Origin of the sequence: Corynebacterium gottingense (assembly GCF_007559235.1) — a bacterium.
Classification (GTDB): Bacteria; Actinomycetota; Actinomycetes; order Mycobacteriales; family Mycobacteriaceae; genus Corynebacterium; species Corynebacterium gottingense.
Window position 1 is genome coordinate 21,523 of sequence record NZ_VMHH01000010.1, and the last position, 20,892, is coordinate 42,414.

A 20,892-nucleotide genomic window follows, 5' to 3' on the forward strand; every position below is an offset into this window, starting at 1 on the left:
GGCGTATCTACGCGAGGGTTTCTTGTGTGCGGAGGCGGAGTTTTCCGGGCTCTGGGGGGGGGTGAGTTTGGGTGCGGTGAGGTGGCGTCTGTGGGTGCGGTGGTGCGCGGCCAGATGGAGCTAGCTCCGTTTGGGTGGTGGGTTGGGTGCCGACCTGGGGTTTTGTTGGTGTCGGCGGGCCAGATGGAGCTAGCTCCGTTTGATGCGTTCTTGCGGTTGGCGCGATCCTCACCGGGGTAGGCAGCGCGCCCGGACAGAGCAATCAGGCCAGCAACAAACCAAGCCAGCAACAAGTGCCGCCGACCCCGCGCATGACAACGCCCCCTCGCCGACATTGTGGGAAAGTCGGGGAGGGGGCGCTGCGCTGTTCTTAAGAGTTAGGACGCTTGCCGCGGTTTGCACTCTTCTTGCGACGGTCCTTGCGCTTACGACCACGCTTGCTCATGGGAGCCTCCTTAGTTCTGTTCGGTTCTGGGCGATCAAAGTTCAGGTACTCCACTTTATCGCTCGGACGTGCCTACAGGGAAATTGTCCCTGCTTCACGGGGATGTACGCCCGGGCGACGCGATGCGTGATGCGGAGTGGGGGAGTTCGCGTTACGCAGACAGGCGGGCGCGGTTGCGAGCCAGTGCCTTGTTGCGACGCTTGATGGCGCGACGCTCCTCCTCGGACAGGCCGCCCCACACGCCGGCGTCCTGGCCGGTTTCCAGGGCCCACTTCAGGCACTGGGAGGTGACGGGGCAGCGGTTGCAGACCATCTTAGCCTGGGCGATCTGGGACAGGGCAGGGCCGGAGTTACCGACAGGGAAGAACAGTTCCGGGTCCTCGTCGCGGCAAATTGCTTCGTGGCGCCAATCCATGATGAAATACTCCTTACATAAGCGTTGAACAGGTTTCGCGCACACCACTTCTTCGCCTCTTCGCGGGAGGCGAGTTGCAAACTAAGTTTGATTCCAGGTTCCGGGCGGTGTTCCCAGCGGTGGGATCCGGCTGCCGGTTTCCCTGGCGTTAACCCTGTGGTGTCTTGGGGTTAAGGGCTGTGTTACCAGCCCGTTGTTTTTGCTACCTGAGAATAATGGCACGAATTGCCAGTGCGCGCTAGGGGTAGAGGCCGAAATGTGACACTAATCATATGAATTTTTCCCCTCCGCGCAGTTCATATTGGGATTTCCAACGAATTTGGGAACGCGTCATCAACGGTTTGAACTGCGCAAATGGGAATTTTTGCGCACGCACACGCGGGTGGGAAGGTCAAATCAAGAAACTGTGATTCCGCCCCGGTTCTTCCGCGATGGCTGTGACGGTGCTGCTACTGCAGCCGGTGATGTCGCGGTGAAGTCGACCGCAAAGTGACGGTTAGACTAACAAGACGTGACTGAAAAGAAATCCCGCTCTCCTCGTCAACCACGCCCGCCAATGGACCTGGAAACGGCACGGCGTGCCTCCGCGGTGGTTCCGCCCATCATGCGGTTCGGCGCCGTCGTCGTCCTCGTCCAATGCCTTGCCATATTTGTGTACGCGGGCAGCCTCCTCGTCGCCCAGGTCCGCGGGGTGCAGGACAGCTCGCTGGAGTCCGATTCCGCAGCGACGCACTTCGTCCCCCTCGGCACTGCGGTCTTCCTGCTCATCATCTTCGGCTTTGTCGCGTTCGTGGCCATACGCACGCTGCAGGGCCGGCCGCGCAGCACGGGCGCAATCGTCCTGATCCAGGCGATCCTCATCGGTGTCGCCTTCTATATGGTGACCGGCGGCGCGGTCGCCCTGGGCATCGTTACCGGCATCTCCGCCGCACTCGTGTTGTTCACCGTGTTCCACCCGCAGACGGCGCAGTACAACGAAGCCCGTTACGAGCTGCGCAAAGCAGAGCGCTAATCGACGCCCCGGTGCCCGCGACTACTCGGCGCTGAGCGCGACGATCTCGTCGCCGCGCTTTTCCACCACGGTGGTGCCCGCGGAGTCGATGGAGATCGGCCCGTTGTAGTCGCCGCGGTCCACGGGGATGATCTTCTCTACGGAGTTCTTGTCCCAGTTGATCACCGCAATGCCGGAATCCGAGGCGTAGAGGAGGCGGTCGTCGGCGGAGAAGCCGGTGCCCTTCGCGCCCTGGAACACGCCGGTGACGTTGAGCTCGGCGGGGTCCAGGAGCAGAAGGTAGTCGCCCACGTGGTACGTCATGTGGTGGGGGAGGTCGTGGACGGGGAGGATGCGGGTGGCGTCGTCAAGCTGCTCAGGCTCTGGCAGCTCCGGGACCTCCGAGACCTTGAGCTCCTTGCCGTCCTTGTTGTAGGAGCGTACCTCTGAAGACTGCGGGTCGTAGATCGCGGCGGCGTCCTGGGAGATACCGACGAGGTAGGCGCCCTCGGGGAGCTCGACGGAGCCGTTCATCTCCGGCGAGCGGGAGTCCTCCGGGGTGGCGTTTTGGAAGCGGAGGAATGTGCCGCCGTCGCACACCTCGGTGACGGCGAGGAGCTCGGTGCGGGTGAGCGCCGACGTGATCGGGCACTCGTTGGGCTGCATGTCGGGCTCCTGCGGGGCCTCGATGGTGCCGTACTCCACGGTGCGCACCAGGTCAGAGCGCCACAGCTCGACGTGCTGCGAACTGACGTACCCGACGCGGTCGTTGGAGGAGACGTTCGCCACCTGTTCGGGGCCTGGGGCGGAGCGTGTCGACGCGTACTCGCCGGTCTTTGCATCAATACCCACGACGTCGCCGCAGCCGCCATTGCCGCGGTAGTCCGCAACCACCTTGTCCCACGCCCCGGCGAGCGTGCACAGCTCCTTGTCGCGAGTGTACGTCCAGGCGGTGTCGCCCTCCGGGGTGGTGGCGGTGATGGTGTGGTCGTTGTACGTGATGATGAGGCCGTTGACCACCAGCGGAGCCGAGTTGGGGGAGGAGTCGGGCAGGCGGAACGACTCGGTGAGCGACTCTGGCACGACCGCCAACTGACCGTAGTCCTCCTGCTGCTCCGCAGCCGGGGTGAGCTCGGAAGAGCGAATCGGCGCGGTGAAGAACGCTGTGGCCAGGAGGCCTGCCGATACGGCGGTTATGACACCGGTGGCGATCAGATCGCCCCGGGTACGTCGCAACGGTGAATTCAACGCCGGTTCCTTCCCTGCTTTTTCTGGCTCTTTTCCGCTGGCCGTTTTGGCCGCGCCCCGAGAACTTTACGCGGGCGGCCCACGGTTGGTGCAGCCGAGTCCGGAATGTCCAGCGCCTCGAACAGTTCCGGGGAGGTGGAAAACCAGGTGGGCAGCTCCTTCTTGCCTAGCGAGAGCTCGGAATCGATGAGTTCCCACTTGTGTTGCTCGTCGAACCCGACCAGGGTGACCGCCGTGCCGGAGTGGCCGGCGCGCCCGGTGCGTCCGATGCGGTGGACGTACGTCATCGGGTCATCCGGGGTCTGGTAGTTCACCACGTGCGTGACGTCGTCGACGTCGATGCCCCGGGCCGCGACGTCTGTGGCCACGAGGATCTCCACCTCGCCGGTGCGGAACGCGTCGAGTGACTTCTGCCGCGCCTCCTGGCGAAGGTCACCGTGGACGGTGCCGACGGGGAAGCCGCGCTGCGCCAGGTCCTCGGCGACCTCGGCGGCGGTGCGCTTCGTACGCGCGAAGATAATGGTGCGCCCGCGGTGCGGGGCCTGCAGGAGACGTGCGAGGACTTCCGGCTTGTCCATCCGGTGGGAGCGGAACACCACCTGTTTCGTGCTCGCATGGGTGGCCGACGCGTTCGGTGCCTCGGCGCGGATGTGCACGGGGGTGCGCATCATCGAGCGTGCGAGCGTGAGGATCGGTGCCGGCATCGTCGCGGAAAAGAGCAGAGTTTGGATCTGCTCCGGCAGCGCCGCCCACAGCTTCTGGATGTCGGGAAGGAAGCCCATGTCCAGCATCTCGTCGGCCTCGTCGAGCACGAGGATGGCCACCTGACTCAGCGAGAGGTCGCCGCGCTGCAGGAGGTCGAGCAGGCGGCCCGGGGTGCCGACGATGACGTCCACGCCGGCGTCGATAGCCGCGAGCTGCTCCTCATACGGCCTGCCGCCGTAGATTGTGGCGACACGGACCGGGGTGTGTATGGAGGCGCGCTCGAGGTCCTCGCCGACCTGGGCGGCGAGCTCGCGCGTGGGCACGACGACGAGGGCGCGCGGCGTGCCGTCGAGTTCCGCAATCGCGGCGTCATCAAACACGCGGTCCAGCAGGGGGATGCCGAAGGCGTAGGTCTTGCCCATGCCGGTGCGGGCCTGCCCGATGAGGTCGCGCCCGTCGAGCGCGAGTGGGATGGCCAGCTCCTGGATGGAGAAGGTCCGCTCGATGCCCTGCTCCGCCAACGCGTCGAGCAGCTCGGCGGCGACACCGAGTTCCTCGAATGTCGGGGCGGGGCGGTGTTCACTCTCAGCTGATCTAGGCACACGCTCATCTTAGCTTGAGGCCGTTACAATAGGGCCACCGCTTAACAACGAGCCGGTACAAGCAAAACTACTAGTGAAGGAACGTGACCCGCTTTTATGGACATCAAGTTTGGTCTGGCCGACACCGCGCGCGAACTCGTGATCAAGCTGCCGGAAGGGCAGGAGGACATCCTCAGTGTGGTTGAACAGGCGATTGAGTCCGGGCAGTCGACCCTGAAGGTGGTGGATGAGAAGGAGCGTACCTACCTCATCCGCACGGACCGGATCGCGTACGTGGAGCAGGGCTCGGCCACCGCGCGCTCTGTCGGCTTCATGCGATAGATTGAGAGGTTATGACGACGAGGCAGAGCAACGCCGAGTGGCCCGACGCGAACGACCGGCGCGATGTGGACGCACCGGGTGCGGATGACGCAAACGCCAACGCGGAGGACTTCTTCGGTGAGTGGGACGGCGACGATGACGGCGGCGAAGGCCGCCTCGTCCGCTTTGCCCGCGAGTACGGGTGGCGTGCCTACGCAATCCCGGTCCTCGCGGTCCTGACGCTGCTCGTCGTAGTGAACATGTTCCAAAACCCGGGCTCTCCCGTGGTGGACGCTGCCGGATCGGAGGGGCACTCCGAGCGCGGAATTGGCGCCGCAGGCCAGGATTCGAGCAACGACGAGGGCGACGTCGAGCGCAAGCCCGCCGAACTGCCGGAGGGGGTGCAGAACGCGTTGGAGCTGCCGCCGGGTGGACCGATCGCGGAGGCCGGAGAGGGCACGTACCGCGAGGTGGGCGCGCCGGGCGCCAACGGGGGCAAGGGCGACGAGCTGACGCTGCGCTACGTCGTCGAGGTGGAAAACGGGGTGGATACCAACCCGTACGGCGGCGACCAAGCCGTCGCTGAAATGGTGGACGCGACGCTGCTGGATCCGCGCAGCTGGACCAACGACCCGCGCTTCCGCTTCGAGCACGTCTCCGGCGCTGACAACCCGGACGTGAAGATCCGCCTTACCTCGCTGAAGACCGCGCAGGAGATGTGCGGCATGGAGCTGGACATGGAAACGAGTTGCCGGACCATGATCACGGGGGATGACACCGTCGTGCTCAATGAGGCCCGCTGGGTGCGCGGCGCAGCGCCGTTCGAGGGCGACCTGGGCCGCTACCGCCAGTACCTGATCAACCACGAGGTGGGGCACGCCCTTGGTTTCGCATCGCACGAGCCGTGCCCGGCGGATGGCGCCCTCGCGCCGGTGATGATGCAGCAGACCCTGAGCCTGAACAACGGCCAGCTGCACTCCTTTGACCCGGAAGAGGTCTACCCGGATAACCCGGACACGTGCCTGGCCAACCCGTGGCCCTACCCGCGCCCTGCGGCGAGCTAGGGGGGCGCCTTGATTCCGGAGCACGTACTTTCCGCCTTCCAGTTGGAGGGGCGCGGCACGCCGACCTCGCCCGCGTGGGACAACGGCCTGCGCTTCGGCCACGTTGTGGTGGCTCGCGCGACGCAGACCGCCGCCTGGTCGGGCAAGGTGCGCGACAAGCTGGGCGATTCGCTCGGCGGCGTCCGCTTCGCGCGACCGGTGCGCTCCACCGACGGCCGCCTCGTGGTCAACGGGTTTTGCGCCAACGAGTTCGCGCCGGGGGAGCCGGCCGCGCGCGTCGATGAGGCGATCGCTGCGGCGTTGCTTATCGACGCCCCACTCACCCAGTTCAACGCCCCACCCGCACCCCGCGACGATGCATGGGCGGAGGCGGACCGCGCGGCCTGGCGAGGCTTCGACCTGGACCCCGCGGAGAACCAGCTGGTCACCGCCCATATCGATTTCCTCGCGTGCTGCCTGTTTTCCGGCACGGAGGCGCCGGTGGTGACGGAGCTGGTGCCCTCGGTGAACCCGCGCCCCCGCGGCTACACGGCCGCGCTGACGATGGTGGACGGCTTGCTGGCCGGGGCGGTGGATGACGGTGTGGTGTCGCGCTGGGCGCACATCCCCGACGTGGGGTTCTTGGCGGAGCGGGCGCTCGAGTTCCGCGAAATCGCAGCCCGCACCACCGGTGCGAACATAGGTTCGAGGGTTTCCTGGGTGCGCGAGGTCCTCGTGTCCGCCTAGCCTGGCAGACTAGGGCGCATGCCAACCCCACGCACCGAACCGATGACTCCCGCCGCGCGGATCCCCCGCGCGCGCCTTGTCCCGCGCCGCCGCACGACCGCGCAGCGCTCCTGGCCCGTTGCGCTTCCGGCGAGCGGGCTGTGGAAGGTCACCGGCGAGGCCGGCTCCGGCGTGTCCAGCTTCCTAGTGGATACGGCGGTGGCCGCGGCGCTTCGGCTGGCCGAGCAGGGCAGGGACGCTAGCGGCATCGTCGTCGTGACGGACTCCAAGGAGGCGGCGGCCCGGCTGCGCGCAGAGATGTCCGACCGGCTCGCGCGCAGCGGGTTTGTCGCCAGCGAGCCGATGGTGCGCTCCGTCCATTCGCTCGCGTTCGCGGTGCTGCGGCAGCGCTTCGACGAGGAGATCCGCCTGATCTCCGGCGCCGAGCAGGACGCCGTGATCCGCGAGCTTCTTGCCGGCCAGGTGGAGGACGTACGCGGCACCTGGCCCGAGGAGCTGCGCCCCGCGATGGGCATGCTCGGCTTTGCCCGACAGCTGCGCGATGTGCTCCTGCGCGCGGTCGAGCGCGGGCTCACCGCCGACGAGCTGCGCGGACTCGGCGAGCGCTACGACGTGCCCATCTGGTGCGCCTCCGCCGACTTCCTGCGCGAGTACCAGCAGGTCATGGCGCTCACCCCGGCCACCAGATTCTCCGCGTCCGAGCTGATCAGCGAGGTCCTGCGCGGGGAGGTGCCCAGATGGGACGCAGTGCTTGTCGACGATGCCCAGCACCTCGCCCCCGCCCCCGCCGAATTCGTGCGGCGGCTCCTTTCCGGCGCAGCACTCGGCGTCGTCGGAGGGGATGTCGCGCAGTCCATCTTCCACTTCCGCGGTGCCTCCCCGCGCTTCTTCCACGACTTGGGCGGTCTCGACCACCAGGTGATTGACCTGGGGGAGTCGCGCCGCGACCCCGCGCGGCGCGTGGCCGTCACGCGGAGCGACGCCGCCCAGCATGCCGCGGTGGCGGACGCCCTGCGCCGCGCGCACCTGGAGGACGGGGTGGCCTACCGGGACATGGCCGTCGTGGTGCGTTCCACGCCGATGCTGGAGCCGGTGCGCCGCGCGCTGCTGCACGCCGGGGTGCCGGTGATGCTCAACCCCACCGACGTAGTGCTCGGTGAGCAGCGCATCGTTGCGGCCCTGCTCACCGGCCTGCGCGCGCTGGACCAGGAGCTCACCCCCGCGCAGTGGCGCGACTTCCTGCTCGGCCCCGTCGGCGGCGCCGACCCCGTCACCCTGCGCCGCCTGTTGCGCGGCCTGCGCCGCTGGGCACCCGAGGTGCGCGCGGAGGAGAGCCTGCGCCGCCTGCTGCTCAGCCCTGCGGAGCTGCCGGACTTTGGCCCCGTGCTCACGGACCGCGAGCTCTCGATCCTCACGCGCGTGCGGCGGGTGCTCGACGCCGCCAGGCGGGCGCAGGCGGACGGCGGCAGCGTGGAGGAGGTGCTCTGGGCGCTCTGGCACGCGACCGGGCTGTCGGACCACCTGCTCGCGGTCGCCCTGCGCGGCGGGGCGAGCGGCTCGCAGGCGGACAGGGACTTGGACGCGGTCATGGCGCTTTTCGACGCCGCCGGCGATTTCACCGAGCGCCGCGCCGCCGCGGGAGTGGACTCGTTCGTGGCCGACATTGACGCACAGGAGCTGCCGACCGGCGTGCGCGATCGACGCAGCGCGGCGCCCGACGCGGTGGCGCTGCTCACCGCGCACGGCGTGGCGGGCCGCGAGTTCGCGCGCGTCATCGTGGCCGGCGTGCAGGAGAACTCGTGGCCGAGCCTGGGAGAGACTGGCTCGCTCTTCCGTCAGGAGGACCTCATGGACCTGCTGGACAACGGGGTCGAGCCGAACGTGCCAATCTCGCGGACGGCCGAGCGCCTGGCCGAGGAGCGCCGACTGTTCTGGGTGGCTGTCACACGCGCGACGGATCGCGTGCTCGTCACCGCGGTGGACGATCAGGACGGTGACGAGCTGATCGTCCCCTCGCGGTTCATCGAGGAGTACTGTCGCGACTTCGACATCGAGGCCCAGGACGTGGAGCTCGCCCGAGAGACCAGCGGGGTCGGGGGCGACGCGGAGCCGGAGGCGCGGGTGCGCCTGCTCGCCCGGGACGAGATCGTCGCGGAGCTGCGCCGGGCGCTCGCCTCGCCCGAGAGCAGCGAGGCGGTGCGGGAGCAGGCGGTGCGCCAGCTGGTGCGGCTGGCCCGAGCCGGTGTGCCCGGGGCTGATCCTGCGCAGTGGTGGGGGATCGGAGGGGCGTCGGTAAGCACTGCCCTGGCGGAGGCGACGACGCTGTCACCGTCGCGCATCGAGCGGCTACTGCAGTGCCCGATGCGCGAGGTGCTTGAGCGGATGGTTGGGCTGGATGACAACCTGGCGATGATTTACGGGTCGATGGCGCACGCGTACCTGGAGGCGCTGGGGCGCGGCGTGGATGAGGCGGAGGCGCGCGCGGCGGCGGTGGCGGCGCGGCGCGACGCCGAGGACGGGCCGGCGTGGAAGGCGGAGCGCGACGTGGCGGACTTCGAGGCGATGCTGGAGCGGACCGCGCAGTGGCTGGAGGAATCCAGAAGCGCGTTTACCCAGGTCGGAGTGGAGATCCCGGTGAGCGTGGACGTGGACGATACGGTGCGCATCGCCGGGCGGCTGGACAGGCTCGAGCGCGAGGAGTCCGGGAAGGTCCACATCGTGGACCTGAAGACGGGAAGCGCAGTGCCAACGAACGCCGACACGGCCGAGAACATGCAGCTCGCCGCCTACCAGCTGGCGCTGTCGCGGGGGCGGATCGACGGGAACGCCGTCACCACCGCGCGCGACGGCGACGAACCGCTGGAGGTTGGTGGGGCCGTGCTGGTCTACCCGAATGCGGAAAAATCGAAGCGCGCCACCCGCGAGCAGGCGCCAAAAACGCCCGAGGAGCTGGACGCGCTCACACAGCTGTTGGAGCCGCTGCCGGCGGCGCTGGCGGGGCCCGAGCTGCGCGCCGTGGCCGGGCCGCATTGTGAGCGCTGCGCGGTGCGCGCCCTGTGCCCAGTACAACCGGAAGGAGAGGTGGTCACCCGTGTCGCAGACAACGCCTGATATGTCACCAACCGTGCTCTCGCGGTACCTGCAGCAAAAGTTCCCGCCCACCGAGCAACAGGCCGACGTGATCGGCGCGGCTCCGGGCCCGCTGCTGGTGGTCGCCGGCGCTGGGGCCGGAAAGACGGAAACCATGGCCGCGCGCGTGGTGTGGCTCGTGGCCAACGGCTACGCCCGCCCCGACGAGATCCTGGGCCTGACGTTTACGCGCAAGGCGGCGCAGGAGCTGGGCAAACGCATCCGCGACCGGCTCGGCACGCTGGCCGCCAACCGGGACCTGGTGCGCCGCCTGGACCCGGGCGGGCAGCTCGCGGACGCGCTGCAGGTCATCGCCCCGACCGTAGCTACGTACGATGCGTACGCGGGGGACCTCGTCCGCGAGTTTGGGCTGCTCGTTCCTGTGGAACCGGACTCGCGGCTCATCACCGCGGCGGAACTGTACGCCATCGCCACGGAGGTGGTCACCGACTACCCCGGACGCATCATTTCCGCCGACGGGCGCAACCCGTCCGTGTCCACCGTGGTGGACGGGCTGCTGGCGCTGATGACCTCCATGGGCAACGAGCTGACCACGCCCGACGAGGTAGACCAGGACGCGGCGGCGTTCCTCGCGGAAACGGAGTCGCTGCCCTTGGCGCCGCGGGCGCGCACCGAATTCACCAAGAAGCTGCGCGGATGGCGCGCGACCCAGGAGGAACGCCGCGCATACCTGCCGCTGGCCCGGGCCCTCAACGAGGAGCTGCGGGCGCGCGGGGTGGTCACGTTTAATGAGCAGATGTCGGTCGCCGCCAAGCTGGCGCGCGACCACCAGGGCGTGGGTAAGGCGCAGCGCCAGCGCTTCCGCGTGGTCATGCTGGACGAGTACCAAGACACCTCGCACGCCCAGCGCGTGCTACTGCGCAACCTGTTCGGGCAGGGCGCGGACCCAGACCTCACCGTGACCGCCGTCGGCGACCCGATGCAGGCCATCTACGGCTGGCGCGGGGCCACCGCCGCCAACCTCCAGGCCTTCGTCCACGATTTCCCGGCTGCGGGCGGCGCACCCGCGCCGAAGAAGCAGCTGACCACGTCCTGGCGCAACCCGCCGGAGGTCCTCGCGCTGGCAAACAGCATCTCCGACGCGGTCCTCGGGCGCGGGGACAACCGCGCCGTCGCGCCGCTGGCGGCCCGCCCCGGGGCGCAAGCAGGCGAGGTCGCGCTCGGCTTCTTCGCCACCAACAAGGAGGAACTCGCGTTCGTGGCGGACAACCTGGCCGCCCAATACGCACAGTGCGCGCGGGACGACGCGTCGTTTTCCGCCGCCGTGTTGGTGCGCAAGAACCGGCATTCCGCCGAGGTAGCGGAGGCGCTCGGGGCGCGCGGCGTGCCCTTCGAAATCGTCGGCGTGGGCGGGCTGCTGGACATCCCTGAAGTCGCCGACACCCTCGCGGTGGCCACGATGCTGGTGCGGCCCGCGGACTCGGCAGCCGCGCTGCGCATCCTCGGCGGCCCCGCCGTCGGCCTGGGGCTCGCGGACCTCGCCGCGCTGGCCTCGCGTGCGGTGAACCTGCGTGCGACCGGGGCCAGCGCCGGCGTCGACCCCAGCGGGCCCGAGCACGCGGACCCGCAGACCGCGCAGGAGCGGCTGGCGGCCCAGCTGGACGAGCTCGTGGCCCGCGCCGCGGAACTCAATGCGTCTACCGATCGCCCCGCAGGCCTCGCCGACGCGGTGGCGGACCTGGGCGAGCCCGAGCGATACAGCGAGGAAGGACTGCGCCGCTTGCAGGACCTGGCGGCTAAGCTCCGCTCCCTGCGCACCAACAGCCTGGGCAAACGCCTGCCTGACCTGTTCGCGGACATCATCGACGTCTTTGGCATCCGCACCGAGGTCCTGGCCCGCCAGGGGATGGGCAACACCGCAGGCACCGTCCACCTGGACAGTCTGCTCTCCGCGGTCGCCGCCTACCCCGGCACCAGTGTGGAGGGGCTGCTGGACTATTTCGCGCTCGCCCGCGAGCACGAGGACGGCCTGGCACCCGGCAACGTGCCGACGCGCACGGACCGGGTGCAGATCCTCACAGCGCACAAGGCGAAAGGACTGGAGTGGGACACCGTCGCCGTCCTGCACGCAGACGCCAACACGTACGCGGCCAAGGCGGAGACATTCCTCACCTGGGTCCAGCGCGTGCCCGACGCGTCCTTTGGCAACCCCGAATACTTGCCGGACTTCGGTGAGGTGGAAAACCGCACCCAGTTTGAAAAGGCCGCCGACGCCTGGCTCAAGCTCGTCCGCGCGGGCCTGGCGGAAGAATCGGCGCGCCTGTTCTACGTTGCCGTGACCCGCGCGGAGCGCAAGCTCCTCATCACCGGCTCGCGCCGCAAACCCGACGTGCGCCGCGACGCGAAGCCCTACGAGCACTTCGCCCCGCTGCGCCAGCTGGTCCCCGAGACGGTCGAGTGGGCCGAGGCAGCCGAGGCCGAGGAAACGCCCACCGAGGACGCCCCGGCGCTTGTCGACGCCCCCGCCACCGGCACCTGGCCCGCCTACCAGCTCGCCCCGGGGGAGGTGGAGGCCGCGGGGCGGGTGCGTGGCGTCGAGAAGCTGCCCGAGCTCGCAGAGGGCGAACTCTTCTCGCTCTGGGAACGCGACGTGACCGCGCTCATCGAGGAACACGAACGGGCGAAGTCCCCGGACACGCTGGTGGTCATGCCCGCGGAGCTGACGGCCTCGGACGTCGTCGCGCTCAGGGCAGACGAGGAGCAGTTCGCGCGCCGGGCGCGCAGGCCGGTCCCGTTCAAGCCGAACACCTACGCCAAGCGCGGCACCGCGTTCCACGAATGGCTGGAAGAGTTCTACGGGCAGCGCCCGCTGCTCACGGAGGACGAGCTGCCCGGCGGCGACGAGGCGGAGGTGGACGCCGCGACGCTGCGCCGACTCAAGGACTCCTTCGAGCGCAGCGAGTGGGCCGCCCGGACCCCGGCCCACGTGGAATACCCGTTTGAGCTGGCCCTGGGTACCTCCGTGGTGCGCGGCCGGATGGACGCCGTGTTCCGGGATTCGGGCGGCGCAGGGTGGGTCGTCGTGGACTGGAAGACCGGCGAGAAGCCGAAGCCGGCGCAGATGGAGGCAGCGAAACTGCAGTTGGCCGTCTACCAAGAAGCGTGGCGCAGGATCGCGGGCGATGGCGCCCCGGTGCGCGCGGTGTTCTTCTACGTGCGCACCGGCGAGACCTTCGCACCCGAGCACCTGCCGGGCGCGGACGAGCTGGAACAGCTCCTCGACGTTGACGGTGATAATGTTTCGGATTCGGAGACAATTCCGTCCACCGACCCTGCCGTACCTGCGGCGGAGCGATAGAGCAGAAGGGAGCCCGATTCGATGCAGCTGCGCTACCCCTTTGCCTGGCGCGACCGGGTCCGCGACGACGAGGAGCGCGACGACATCCCAGTCCATACGCTCCTGGACGTCATCAATATTCCGACCGCGGAGCGCACGACGCCGTGGGTGCTCATTGCCCGCCGCTTCGGCTACGCGGCGGTGCTGGTCCTGGCCATGGCGCTCATCGTGTACCTGGACTCGAACGGCTACTCCGAGCCGCTGACGTTTGTGGACGCCCTGTATTACTCGGCCGTGTCGCTGTCCACCACCGGCTACGGCGACATCACGCCGGTGACGCAAGGGGCGCGGCTGGTCAACATCTTCGTGGTCACCCCGGCCCGCGTCGCCTTCCTGATGCTCCTGGTCGGCACAACCCTGTCCGTGCTTACGGAGGACTCCCGTAAGACACTCCAAATTCAGCAGTGGAGGAGAACTGTGCGTAATCACACCATCGTCGTCGGCTACGGCACGAAGGGGCGCTCCGCAGTGGACGCCCTGCTCGCCGGGGACACCGCGCCCACCAGCATCGTCGTCATCGACTCGGACCCGGTCACCCTGGGCCAGGCAGAAAAGCGTGGCCTGGTCACCGTCCACGGCGACGCTACGAAGTCCGACGTGCTGCGCGTCGCCGGCATCACCCGCGCCCGCTCCGTCGTGGTTGCGCCGAGCTCGGACGACACCGCGGTCCTGGTCACCCTGTCCGTGCGCGAGCTCGCCCCCAGCGCCATGATTGTGGCCAGTGCCCGCGAGAGCGAAAACCAGCACCTGCTCATGCAGTCCGGCGCGGACTCCGTGGTGGTGTCCGCGGAAACGACGGGCCGCCTGCTGGGACTCGCCACCGTCACCCCGCCGGTGGTGGAGATGATGGAGGACCTGCTCAGCCCCGACGAGGGCTTTGCCGTGGCGGAGCGTCCCATCGCAGACGACGAGGTCGGCTCCAACCCGCGCCACCTCGCCGACATCGTGCTCGGCGTTGTCCGCTCCGGAGAGCTCTACCGCATGGACGTGCCCGAGGCGGAAACCGTCGAGCCGGGCGACCGCCTGCTCTACGTGCGCATGACCCAGCCGCAGGAGTCGCCCGAGGCGCAGAAGCCGTCGGAGTAGCGCGCCCGTGCTGTTGCTTATCGACGCCACCTCGCACCTCCCCCTCACCGCCGAGGGCGCACCACTCCTGTTTCCGGAGCTTCCGGCGGGGATCGAGGTGACCACCCGGGTGCAGATCACGCCCGAGGTCACCGCCGTGCGGCTGCGCTCCGCCAGCGCCGCCGACCTCGCCCCGCGCACGGGCCACGCGCGCAGCCATGCGGACAACTACCTCGTCTCCCGGGCCGTCGGCCTGCTGGCTGCGCGGGAGCGTTACGCCTTCGACCCCGCAGACGGCTCGCCGCTGACCTGGGGCGAGTCCGGGATCGTCGCCCGCGGCGCGTCCGGTACGCCGATCTTCCCGCGGATCGACCCGTGCGTGATCCGGGTCGTCGAGCACGCCGCCGGCGACCGCATCCTGCTGGGGGAAAACCGCCGCCGCCCGGGGTTCTTCACCTGCATCGCCGGCTACATGGACGTGGGCGAGAGCGCGGAGGACGCGTTCGCGCGCGAGGTCATGGAGGAGACGGGGCGGCGGGTCACCGACATCGCGTATGTTGGGTCCCAGCCGTGGGCGCTGTCGGGCTCGCTGATGCTGGGCTTCCGCGCCCGCACCGTCAACGACGCCCAGGTGGGGGACACAGATGGAGAGCTCAGCCAGGTCATCTGGGCGACGCGCGAGGACCTGGGCGAGCTTACGCTCGCGCCCGAAGGCAGCATCGCCCGGCAGCTGATCGAGCGCTGGGCCGCAGGCGAGATCTAAGAGGGAAGGACAAAGGACGCACCGATGGCAGTGGACTTGAGTTTGTTGGATGAGGACCAGCGCGTGGCAGCCACCGCTCCGCGTGGCCCGGTGTGCATCCTCGCGGGTGCCGGCACGGGAAAGACGCGCACCATCACGTACCGCATTGCCAACCTAGTGGACCAGGGGATCGTGGCGCCCACGAAGGTGTTGGCGGTGACGTTCACGCAACGCGCCGCGGGCGAGATGCGCGACCGCCTGCGCACCATGGGTGTGGGCGGGGTGCAGGCTCGTACTTTCCACGCTGCGGCGCGCCGTCAGCTGCAGTACTTCTGGCCTCAGATCGCCGGCGACCTGCCGTGGAAGCTGCTGGACAACAAGTTCCCGCTCGTGGGCCGCGCGGCGCGCTCCGCCGGGCTGGATTCCGGCAAGGAAATGGTGCGCGACCTCCTCGGCGAGATCGAATGGGCGAAGTCCAGCGTCATCGGCCCGGACGACTACGCCGAGCGCGTCGCGGGGACGAAGCGCACCCCGCCCGCGGACGCGGCGAAGGTGGCCCAGGTCTACCGCGCCTACGAGGAGTCGAAGACGTCGTCGGACGGCATGCTCCTCGACTTCGATGACCTCTTGCTGCACGTCGCGGGCGCGCTGGAGAACGCGCCCGCGGTGGCGGAGGAGTTCCGCGCCCAGTACCAGTCCTTCGTGGTGGACGAGTATCAGGACGTCACGCCGCTGCAGCAGCGCGTCCTGGAGGGGTGGCTGGGCCAGCGCGACGACCTCACCGTCGTCGGCGACGCCAACCAGACCATTTACTCGTTTACTGGCGCGACCCCGGAATACTTGTTGAACTTTTCGCGGACGTACGAGCACGCGACCGTCGTGAAGCTGCAGCGCGACTACCGCTCGACCCCAGAGATCACGGACTTGGCCAACACCGTGATTGGGAAGGCGAAGGGGCGCGAGGCGGGCACCCGGCTCGAGCTGCAGGGCATGCGCGAGCACGGCCCGCAGCCCACGTTCACCGCGTACGATGACGAGCCGACCGAGGCGCGCGAGGTAGCCATCCAGATCAGGGAGCTTCTCGACGCCGGCGTGCCCGCCCGAGAAATCGCCGTCCTCTACCGCATCAACGCACAGTCGGCGGCGTTCGAAGCGGCGCTCGCGGACGCGGGCATCATGTACCAGGTCCGCGGCGGGGAGGGCTTCTTCCAGCGCGGCGAGATCCGCGAGGCGATCCGCGCGCTCGTTGCTGCATCGCGCCGCGGCGACCTGCCGGATGACCCAGTGGCGGTGGCCCGCGCCGCCCTCGGCCCGCTGGGGCTGACGCCGACCGAGCCGGAGGGCGCGAAGGCGCGCGAACGCTGGCAGACCCTCGGCGCGCTGGTGGACCTCATCGAGGAGATCGTGCGCAGCCGCGAGGCGGAGACCCTGCCGGAGGTGCTGATGTCGCTGCGCCGCCGCGCGGACGCGAAGCAGCCGCCGTCGGTGGACGGCGTCACGCTGGCCAGCCTGCACGCCGCGAAGGGCCTGGAGTGGGACGCGGTGTTCCTGGTCGGTCTGGTGGAGAATACGCTGCCGATCTCGCACGCAATCAAGGCGGGCGATGACCAGGTTGAAGAGGAGCGCCGCCTGTTCTACGTCGGCGTGACGCGCGCCCGCGAGCACCTGCGCCTGTCCTGGTCCTTCGCCAGACAGGAGGGCGGGCGCAAGTCACGCAGCCGCTCGCGCTTCCTCGACGGCATCGCCCCCGAGCTGGAGGTGGAGAAGGCCCCCGAGCGGCTGAAGCGCAACCGCCGCTGCCGCGTGTGCAACAACCTGCTGTTCACCCCCGCGGAGAAGACGCTGGGACGCCACGAGGACTGCGAACCCAGCTACGACGAAGCCGTCTTCGGCGCCCTCAAGCGCTGGCGGAGGGACCAGGCGCGCGAGGCCGGCAAGCCCGCCTACATCGTGTTCACGGACGCCACGCTGCTTTCCATCGCGGAGGCCATGCCCGCCGACGAGCACGAGCTCCTCGGCATCTCCGGCGTCGGCCCCGCCAAGATTGAGCAGTACGGCCAGGGCGTGCTGGACACGCTCGCGGAGTTCCGGTGACGCGCGTGAGCGAGCAGCCCTACCGCGTCATCCGCTCGGCCCGCCGCACCCGGTCGGTGCAGGCGCGCCTGGTCGGCGGCGTCGTGGAGATCCGAATCCCCGCGCGGTTCTCGCAGGCGCAAGAGGACCAGACCGTGGAGGAGATGCTCGCGCGCGTCGCGAAGAAGACGCAGGCGAGCGCGCTCAACGACGCCACCCTCACCGCCCGCGCCACGCAGCTGAACGACACCGTGCTCGACGGCCGCGCCCGCGTCGGCTCCATCCGCTGGGTGGACAACCAGCAGACGCGCTGGGGGTCGTGCACCACGACCACCGGCGACATCCGGATCAGCTCCCGGCTCAAGGGGGTCCCGGACTACGTGCTCGACGCCGTGATCGTCCATGAGCTGGTGCACACGTTTATCGCCGGGCACTCCGCCGAGTTCTGGGAGTGGGCGGATCGGGCGCCGCGGGCGGAGCGGGCGAAAGGCTACTTGGAGGCCTACCAGCGCTTCGGGTGAGCGCTACTCGCCGCAGCCGTGGACTTCCTTGCCCGCGGCGAAGTTGTCCATGGCGGTGACGGCGTCTTGCAGTGAGCCCACGCTCGCCACGGTCATGTCGCCGGGGTCGACGGTGCGGACCGCGTCGCAGTTGCCCTCCGGGGCGAGGAACAGCTCGACGTGCTGGTCGCGCGCTGCGGCGAGCTTGTGCTGGATCCCGCCGATCGGGCCGACCTCTCCGTCCTCCGCGATAGTGCCGGTGCCGGCGACGAACTTGCCGTGGTTGAGCTCACCGGGGCTCAGTTTGTCTATCACGGCCAGCGAGAAGATCATGCCGGCGCTGGGGCCGCCGACGTCGTTGAGGTTGTAGTTGACCGTCACGTCGCCGCCGGGCTCCGAGGTCATGAGGATGCCTACCATCGGGGTGCCCTTGTCCTCGGGGCTCTCGCCGAGGCGGACGCGGACGTTCATCGGGGCGCGGTCACGCTCGATGCTCACGGTGATCTCGTCGCCGGGGGAGTGGGCGTGAACCTTTTCCTGCACCTCGCTGGGCTCGGTGACGGGGGCACCGTCGATGTGGGTGATCACGTCCTCTGCTTCCAGCACACCGGACGCGGGGGAGTCATCCACCAGGTCGTGGATCAGCACGCGGGTCGGTTTGCCCAGGTAGCGCATGGCGGCCACAGTCGCGTTGCCCTCCGAAGCGGCGAACTCGGCCTGGTTGTATTGGCGCATCTGCTCCTCGTCCACGTCAGGCGGGATGATCTGCTCCACCGGCACGATCGTGTCGTCTGTGCCGATCCACCGGCCGATCGCCTGCGCGAGCGACATGTTGGTGCGCACGGACACGGTGGTCATGTTGAGGTTGCCCGAGACGGGGTCCGTCTCAGTGCCCTCGATGTCAATCACCGGCTCTCCCTCGACCTCACCGAGGGTGTTGAACATCGGGCCGGGGCCCTCCGCCGCGTACGGCACAGCCAGGGAAATGTTGGTGCCGGGGACGTGGTTGATGGACATCATGACGGCGAGTGCTGCCACGGGGATCGCTCCCCACACCACGGTTGACCAACGTCTGTTGAGCTTGGTCTCCTGCTCGGATGCGTCCGGCTGGGGCTGCGCCCCGACTTCCTGTTCTTCCACGCAGCGCATCTTAGCGTAGCCGTTATCGCTCACCGTGTTCGCTCTCAGCGTCCCGATCTGCGCAGAAAGTGCTCGCGCGCAAGAGTCGGCGCTATGTATCGTGGCAGGTATGAATAACGGATTTGGATTTTCCTTTCCCAACAATGATGACGACGAAGATAAGAACAAGCGCGGCGACAACAACGGTGGCGACGCGTCGAATCCCTTCGCCGCCTTCGGGTTTGGTGGCGGACAGCAGGGCGGCGGGCTCGGCGACATGCTGAACCAGTTCGGCCAGATGCTGTCCGGCATGGGCAATTCGTTTAACCAGGCGAGCCAGTCGGGTGACTCGGCCGTGAACTTTGACATGGCGCTGCGCATGGCCCGCCAGCGCGTTGGTGACAAGGCGGCGGTCTCCGCCGGCGATAAGAAGGCGGTGGAGGAGTCACTCGGGCTGGTCAACCACTGGCTGAGCGAGTCCACCACGCTGCCCGCCGCGGACTCCCAGGCGCGCGCGTGGAACGCGGACGACTGGCTGGTAGAGACCATGCCGATGTGGAAGCGCCTGGTCAACCCGGTTGCGGAGCACATGAACCGCGCGCAGCTGGACAACATGCCGGCAGAGGCCCGCGAGATGATGGGCCCGCTGGCGGGGGTGATGAACTCCATGAATTCCATGAACTTTGGCATGAAGCTGGGCCACGCGCTGGGGGATCTGGCACAGCAGGCGCTCACCGGCACGGACTTCGGCCTGCCGGTCGCGCCCCGCTGCGTGGCGTCGGTGCTGCCCAAGAACGTGACCCGGATTTCCAAGGACCTCTCGGTGCCCGGGCAGGAGGTGCTGGTCTACATCGCTGCACGCGAGGCCGCGCGCCAGCGCCTGTTCCAGCACGTGCCGTGGCTGGTCGAGCGGATCGTGGCCTCGGTGGAGGAGTACGCCGCAGGCCTGGAGATCGACACCTCCAACATCGACGAGGCCACCCGGAGCCTCAATCTGGAATCGGGCGACCCGCAGCAGATCCAGGAGGCGCTGCAGAACCTGCAGAACATGGACCTCTCCCCGCGGGTCGGCTCCCGCAACGCCGGGGCAACCTCGCGGTTGGAGACGCTGCTCGCGCTGGTGGAGGGCTGGGTCGACGTGGTCGTCGACGCGTCGCTGGCGGAGCGAATCCCGTCCTCGGCGCAGCTCGCTGAGGCCTGGGCGCGCCGCCGCGCCACCGGTGGTTCGGCAGAGCAGGCGTTCGCCAACATCGTCGGCATTGAGCTGGGTGCCCCGAAGGTGCGCGAAGCCGCGGAGCTGTGGCGTCGCGTGGATAATGCCGTGGGCATGCAGCGCCGCGACGAGGTGTGGAACCACCCGGACTTCCTGCCGGACGCGGAGCACTTGGACAACCCCGCCGCGTTTATCGATGGGCTTCTGGACGACACCACGGACGCGGACTTCGACGCCGAGTTCAGCAAGCTCGAGGAGGAGCTGCGCAACAACCCGAAGCTCAAGCGCGAGGACGGCGACGGGAAAGACGACGGCAGCGAGGATGGCACCGAGCTGTAGACTTTCGGCCGCGCTCGTACCAGGGCGGGGTGAGCGACTGCACAGCGCTCACCTCGCCCTTTTGCCTGCTTTTCTCCTGCAAAGCGCAATAAAATAGATGGTGAAGCCACGCTGCTCGCAAGGAGAACACGCCATGACCGCCGCCGCCCGGGCCGAGAACCTTTTTAAGCAATACGGCGACGCAGATACCGCTGTTGTTGCGCTTGACCACGTCACGGTCGAGTTCCATCGCAATGAGTTCACCGCCATCATGGGGCCATCCGGGTCCGGCAAGTCCACGCTCATGCACGCAATGGCGGGGCTGGACACGGTCACCTCTGGTGAGGCCTACATCGGCCAGACCTGCCTGACCAACCTGCGTGACCGAGAGATGACGCAGCTGCGTCGCGATCGCCTGGGCTTTATCTTCCAGTCCTTCAACCTGGTGCCCACGCTCACCGCGCGGGAAAACATCACGCTTCCCCTTGATATTGCGGGGCGCGACGTGGATGAACGATGGCTCGAGGAGATCACCACCCGGTTAGGTCTGGCGCAGCGCCTCAACCACCGCCCGGCGGAACTCTCCGGTGGGCAGCAGCAGCGTGTCGCGTGCGCGCGAGCGCTGGTATCGCGCCCAGAGATCATTTTCGGTGACGAGCCGACCGGCAACCTGGACTCGAACGCCACGGCTGAGGTGCTCGACATTTTGCGGACGGCGGTGGACCAAGACGAGCAGACCGTGGTCATTGTCACGCACGATGCGAAGGCTGCGTCCTACGCTGACTGAGTGCTTTTCCTCGCCGATGGCCGGATCGTGCGGGAGCTTCGCGACCCGACGATGGAGGATATTCACACCGTCATGGCGGAAATAGAGGGCTG

16 protein-coding genes and 1 pseudogene are annotated in these 20,892 nt (G+C 68.5%); 12 read left to right on the top strand and 5 right to left on the bottom strand.

The genetic code is table 11. The features are described from left to right. Positions 1–370 precede the first annotated feature (370 nt). Positions 371–445, bottom strand: coding sequence for a 50S ribosomal protein bL37 (locus FPH17_RS12250; RefSeq protein WP_095066802.1), 75 nt, complete (start codon positions 443–445; stop codon positions 371–373). A 151-nt stretch (positions 446–596) separates the two neighbouring features. Next, positions 597–860: a WhiB family transcriptional regulator gene (locus FPH17_RS10095; protein ID WP_095278793.1), complete on the bottom strand. Its 264-nt coding sequence runs from the start codon at positions 858–860 to the stop codon at positions 597–599. A gap of 511 nt (positions 861–1,371) precedes the next feature. On the opposite strand from FPH17_RS10095, the gene FPH17_RS10100 reads away from it, so the two are divergent. After that, on the top strand, positions 1,372–1,872 hold the full coding sequence (locus FPH17_RS10100) for a hypothetical protein (RefSeq protein WP_244288101.1): 501 nt from the start codon (positions 1,372–1,374) through the stop codon (positions 1,870–1,872). Between the two features lie 21 nt (positions 1,873–1,893). Here the strand turns inward: FPH17_RS10100 and FPH17_RS10105 are convergent, their stop codons facing one another. Both FPH17_RS10105 and FPH17_RS10110 read right to left on the bottom strand, forming a co-directional pair. Continuing rightward, the gene (locus FPH17_RS10105) at positions 1,894–3,099 is read right to left on the bottom strand and encodes an Rv3212 family protein (RefSeq protein ID WP_154880311.1); all 1,206 of its coding nucleotides are present in this window, start codon (positions 3,097–3,099) and stop codon (positions 1,894–1,896) included. Beyond that, entirely contained in the window at positions 3,096–4,406 is a 1,311-nt protein-coding gene (locus tag FPH17_RS10110) for a DEAD/DEAH box helicase (protein ID WP_095536385.1), read from the bottom strand. Before FPH17_RS10110 ends, FPH17_RS10105 begins: the two co-directional genes overlap by 4 nt. Positions 4,407–4,502: 96 nt before the next feature. Here FPH17_RS10110 and FPH17_RS10115 point away from each other — a divergent pair, with 96 nt between their 5' ends. The 9 genes from FPH17_RS10115 to FPH17_RS10155 are packed head-to-tail and all read left to right on the top strand — an operon-like array spanning position 4,503 to position 17,384. Next, positions 4,503–4,727, top strand: coding sequence for a DUF3107 domain-containing protein (locus FPH17_RS10115; protein ID WP_154880313.1), 225 nt, complete (start codon positions 4,503–4,505; stop codon positions 4,725–4,727). A gap of 11 nt (positions 4,728–4,738) precedes the next feature. Further along, entirely contained in the window at positions 4,739–5,770 is a 1,032-nt protein-coding gene (locus FPH17_RS10120) for a DUF3152 domain-containing protein (RefSeq protein WP_154880315.1), read from the top strand. A 9-nt stretch (positions 5,771–5,779) separates the two neighbouring features. Beyond that, positions 5,780–6,496 carry a hypothetical protein gene (locus FPH17_RS10125; RefSeq protein WP_154880317.1) on the top strand — a complete coding sequence of 239 codons (717 nt, stop codon included), beginning with the start codon at positions 5,780–5,782 and terminating at the stop codon, positions 6,494–6,496. Positions 6,497–6,514: 18 nt separating this feature from the next. Beyond that, entirely contained in the window at positions 6,515–9,607 is a 3,093-nt protein-coding gene (locus tag FPH17_RS10130; RefSeq protein ID WP_238397057.1) for an ATP-dependent DNA helicase, read from the top strand. Position 9,608: 1 nt separating this feature from the next. Next, positions 9,609–12,944 carry an ATP-dependent helicase gene (locus FPH17_RS10135; protein ID WP_154880361.1) on the top strand — a complete coding sequence of 1,112 codons (3,336 nt, stop codon included), beginning with the start codon at positions 9,609–9,611 and terminating at the stop codon, positions 12,942–12,944. Between the two features lie 21 nt (positions 12,945–12,965). Continuing rightward, complete coding sequence (locus FPH17_RS10140) at positions 12,966–14,069, top strand: potassium channel family protein (protein ID WP_154880319.1); 1,104 nt, start codon at positions 12,966–12,968, stop codon at positions 14,067–14,069. 7 nt (positions 14,070–14,076) lie between these two features. After that, entirely contained in the window at positions 14,077–14,811 is a 735-nt protein-coding gene (locus tag FPH17_RS10145; protein ID WP_244288102.1) for an NAD(+) diphosphatase, read from the top strand. Between the two features lie 24 nt (positions 14,812–14,835). After that, positions 14,836–16,884: an ATP-dependent DNA helicase UvrD2 gene (locus tag FPH17_RS10150; RefSeq protein WP_154880320.1), complete on the top strand. Its 2,049-nt coding sequence runs from the start codon at positions 14,836–14,838 to the stop codon at positions 16,882–16,884. A 5-nt stretch (positions 16,885–16,889) separates the two neighbouring features. Then, entirely contained in the window at positions 16,890–17,384 is a 495-nt protein-coding gene (locus FPH17_RS10155) for a M48 family metallopeptidase (protein ID WP_154880322.1), read from the top strand. Positions 17,385–17,387: 3 nt separating this feature from the next. Here the strand turns inward: FPH17_RS10155 and FPH17_RS10160 are convergent, their stop codons facing one another. Beyond that, a complete protein-coding gene (locus FPH17_RS10160; protein ID WP_331252955.1) occupies positions 17,388–18,503 on the bottom strand; it encodes a YlbL family protein in 1,116 nt (371 codons plus the stop codon). A gap of 109 nt (positions 18,504–18,612) precedes the next feature. Between FPH17_RS10160 and FPH17_RS10165 the strand changes: the two genes are divergently transcribed. Both FPH17_RS10165 and FPH17_RS10170 read left to right on the top strand, forming a co-directional pair. After that, a complete protein-coding gene (locus tag FPH17_RS10165) occupies positions 18,613–20,034 on the top strand; it encodes a zinc-dependent metalloprotease (protein ID WP_154880326.1) in 1,422 nt (473 codons plus the stop codon). 97 nt (positions 20,035–20,131) lie between these two features. Next, positions 20,132–20,887: pseudogene (locus FPH17_RS10170) on the top strand (ABC transporter ATP-binding protein); the annotation flags it as partial. Positions 20,888–20,892: the final 5 nt, after the last annotated feature.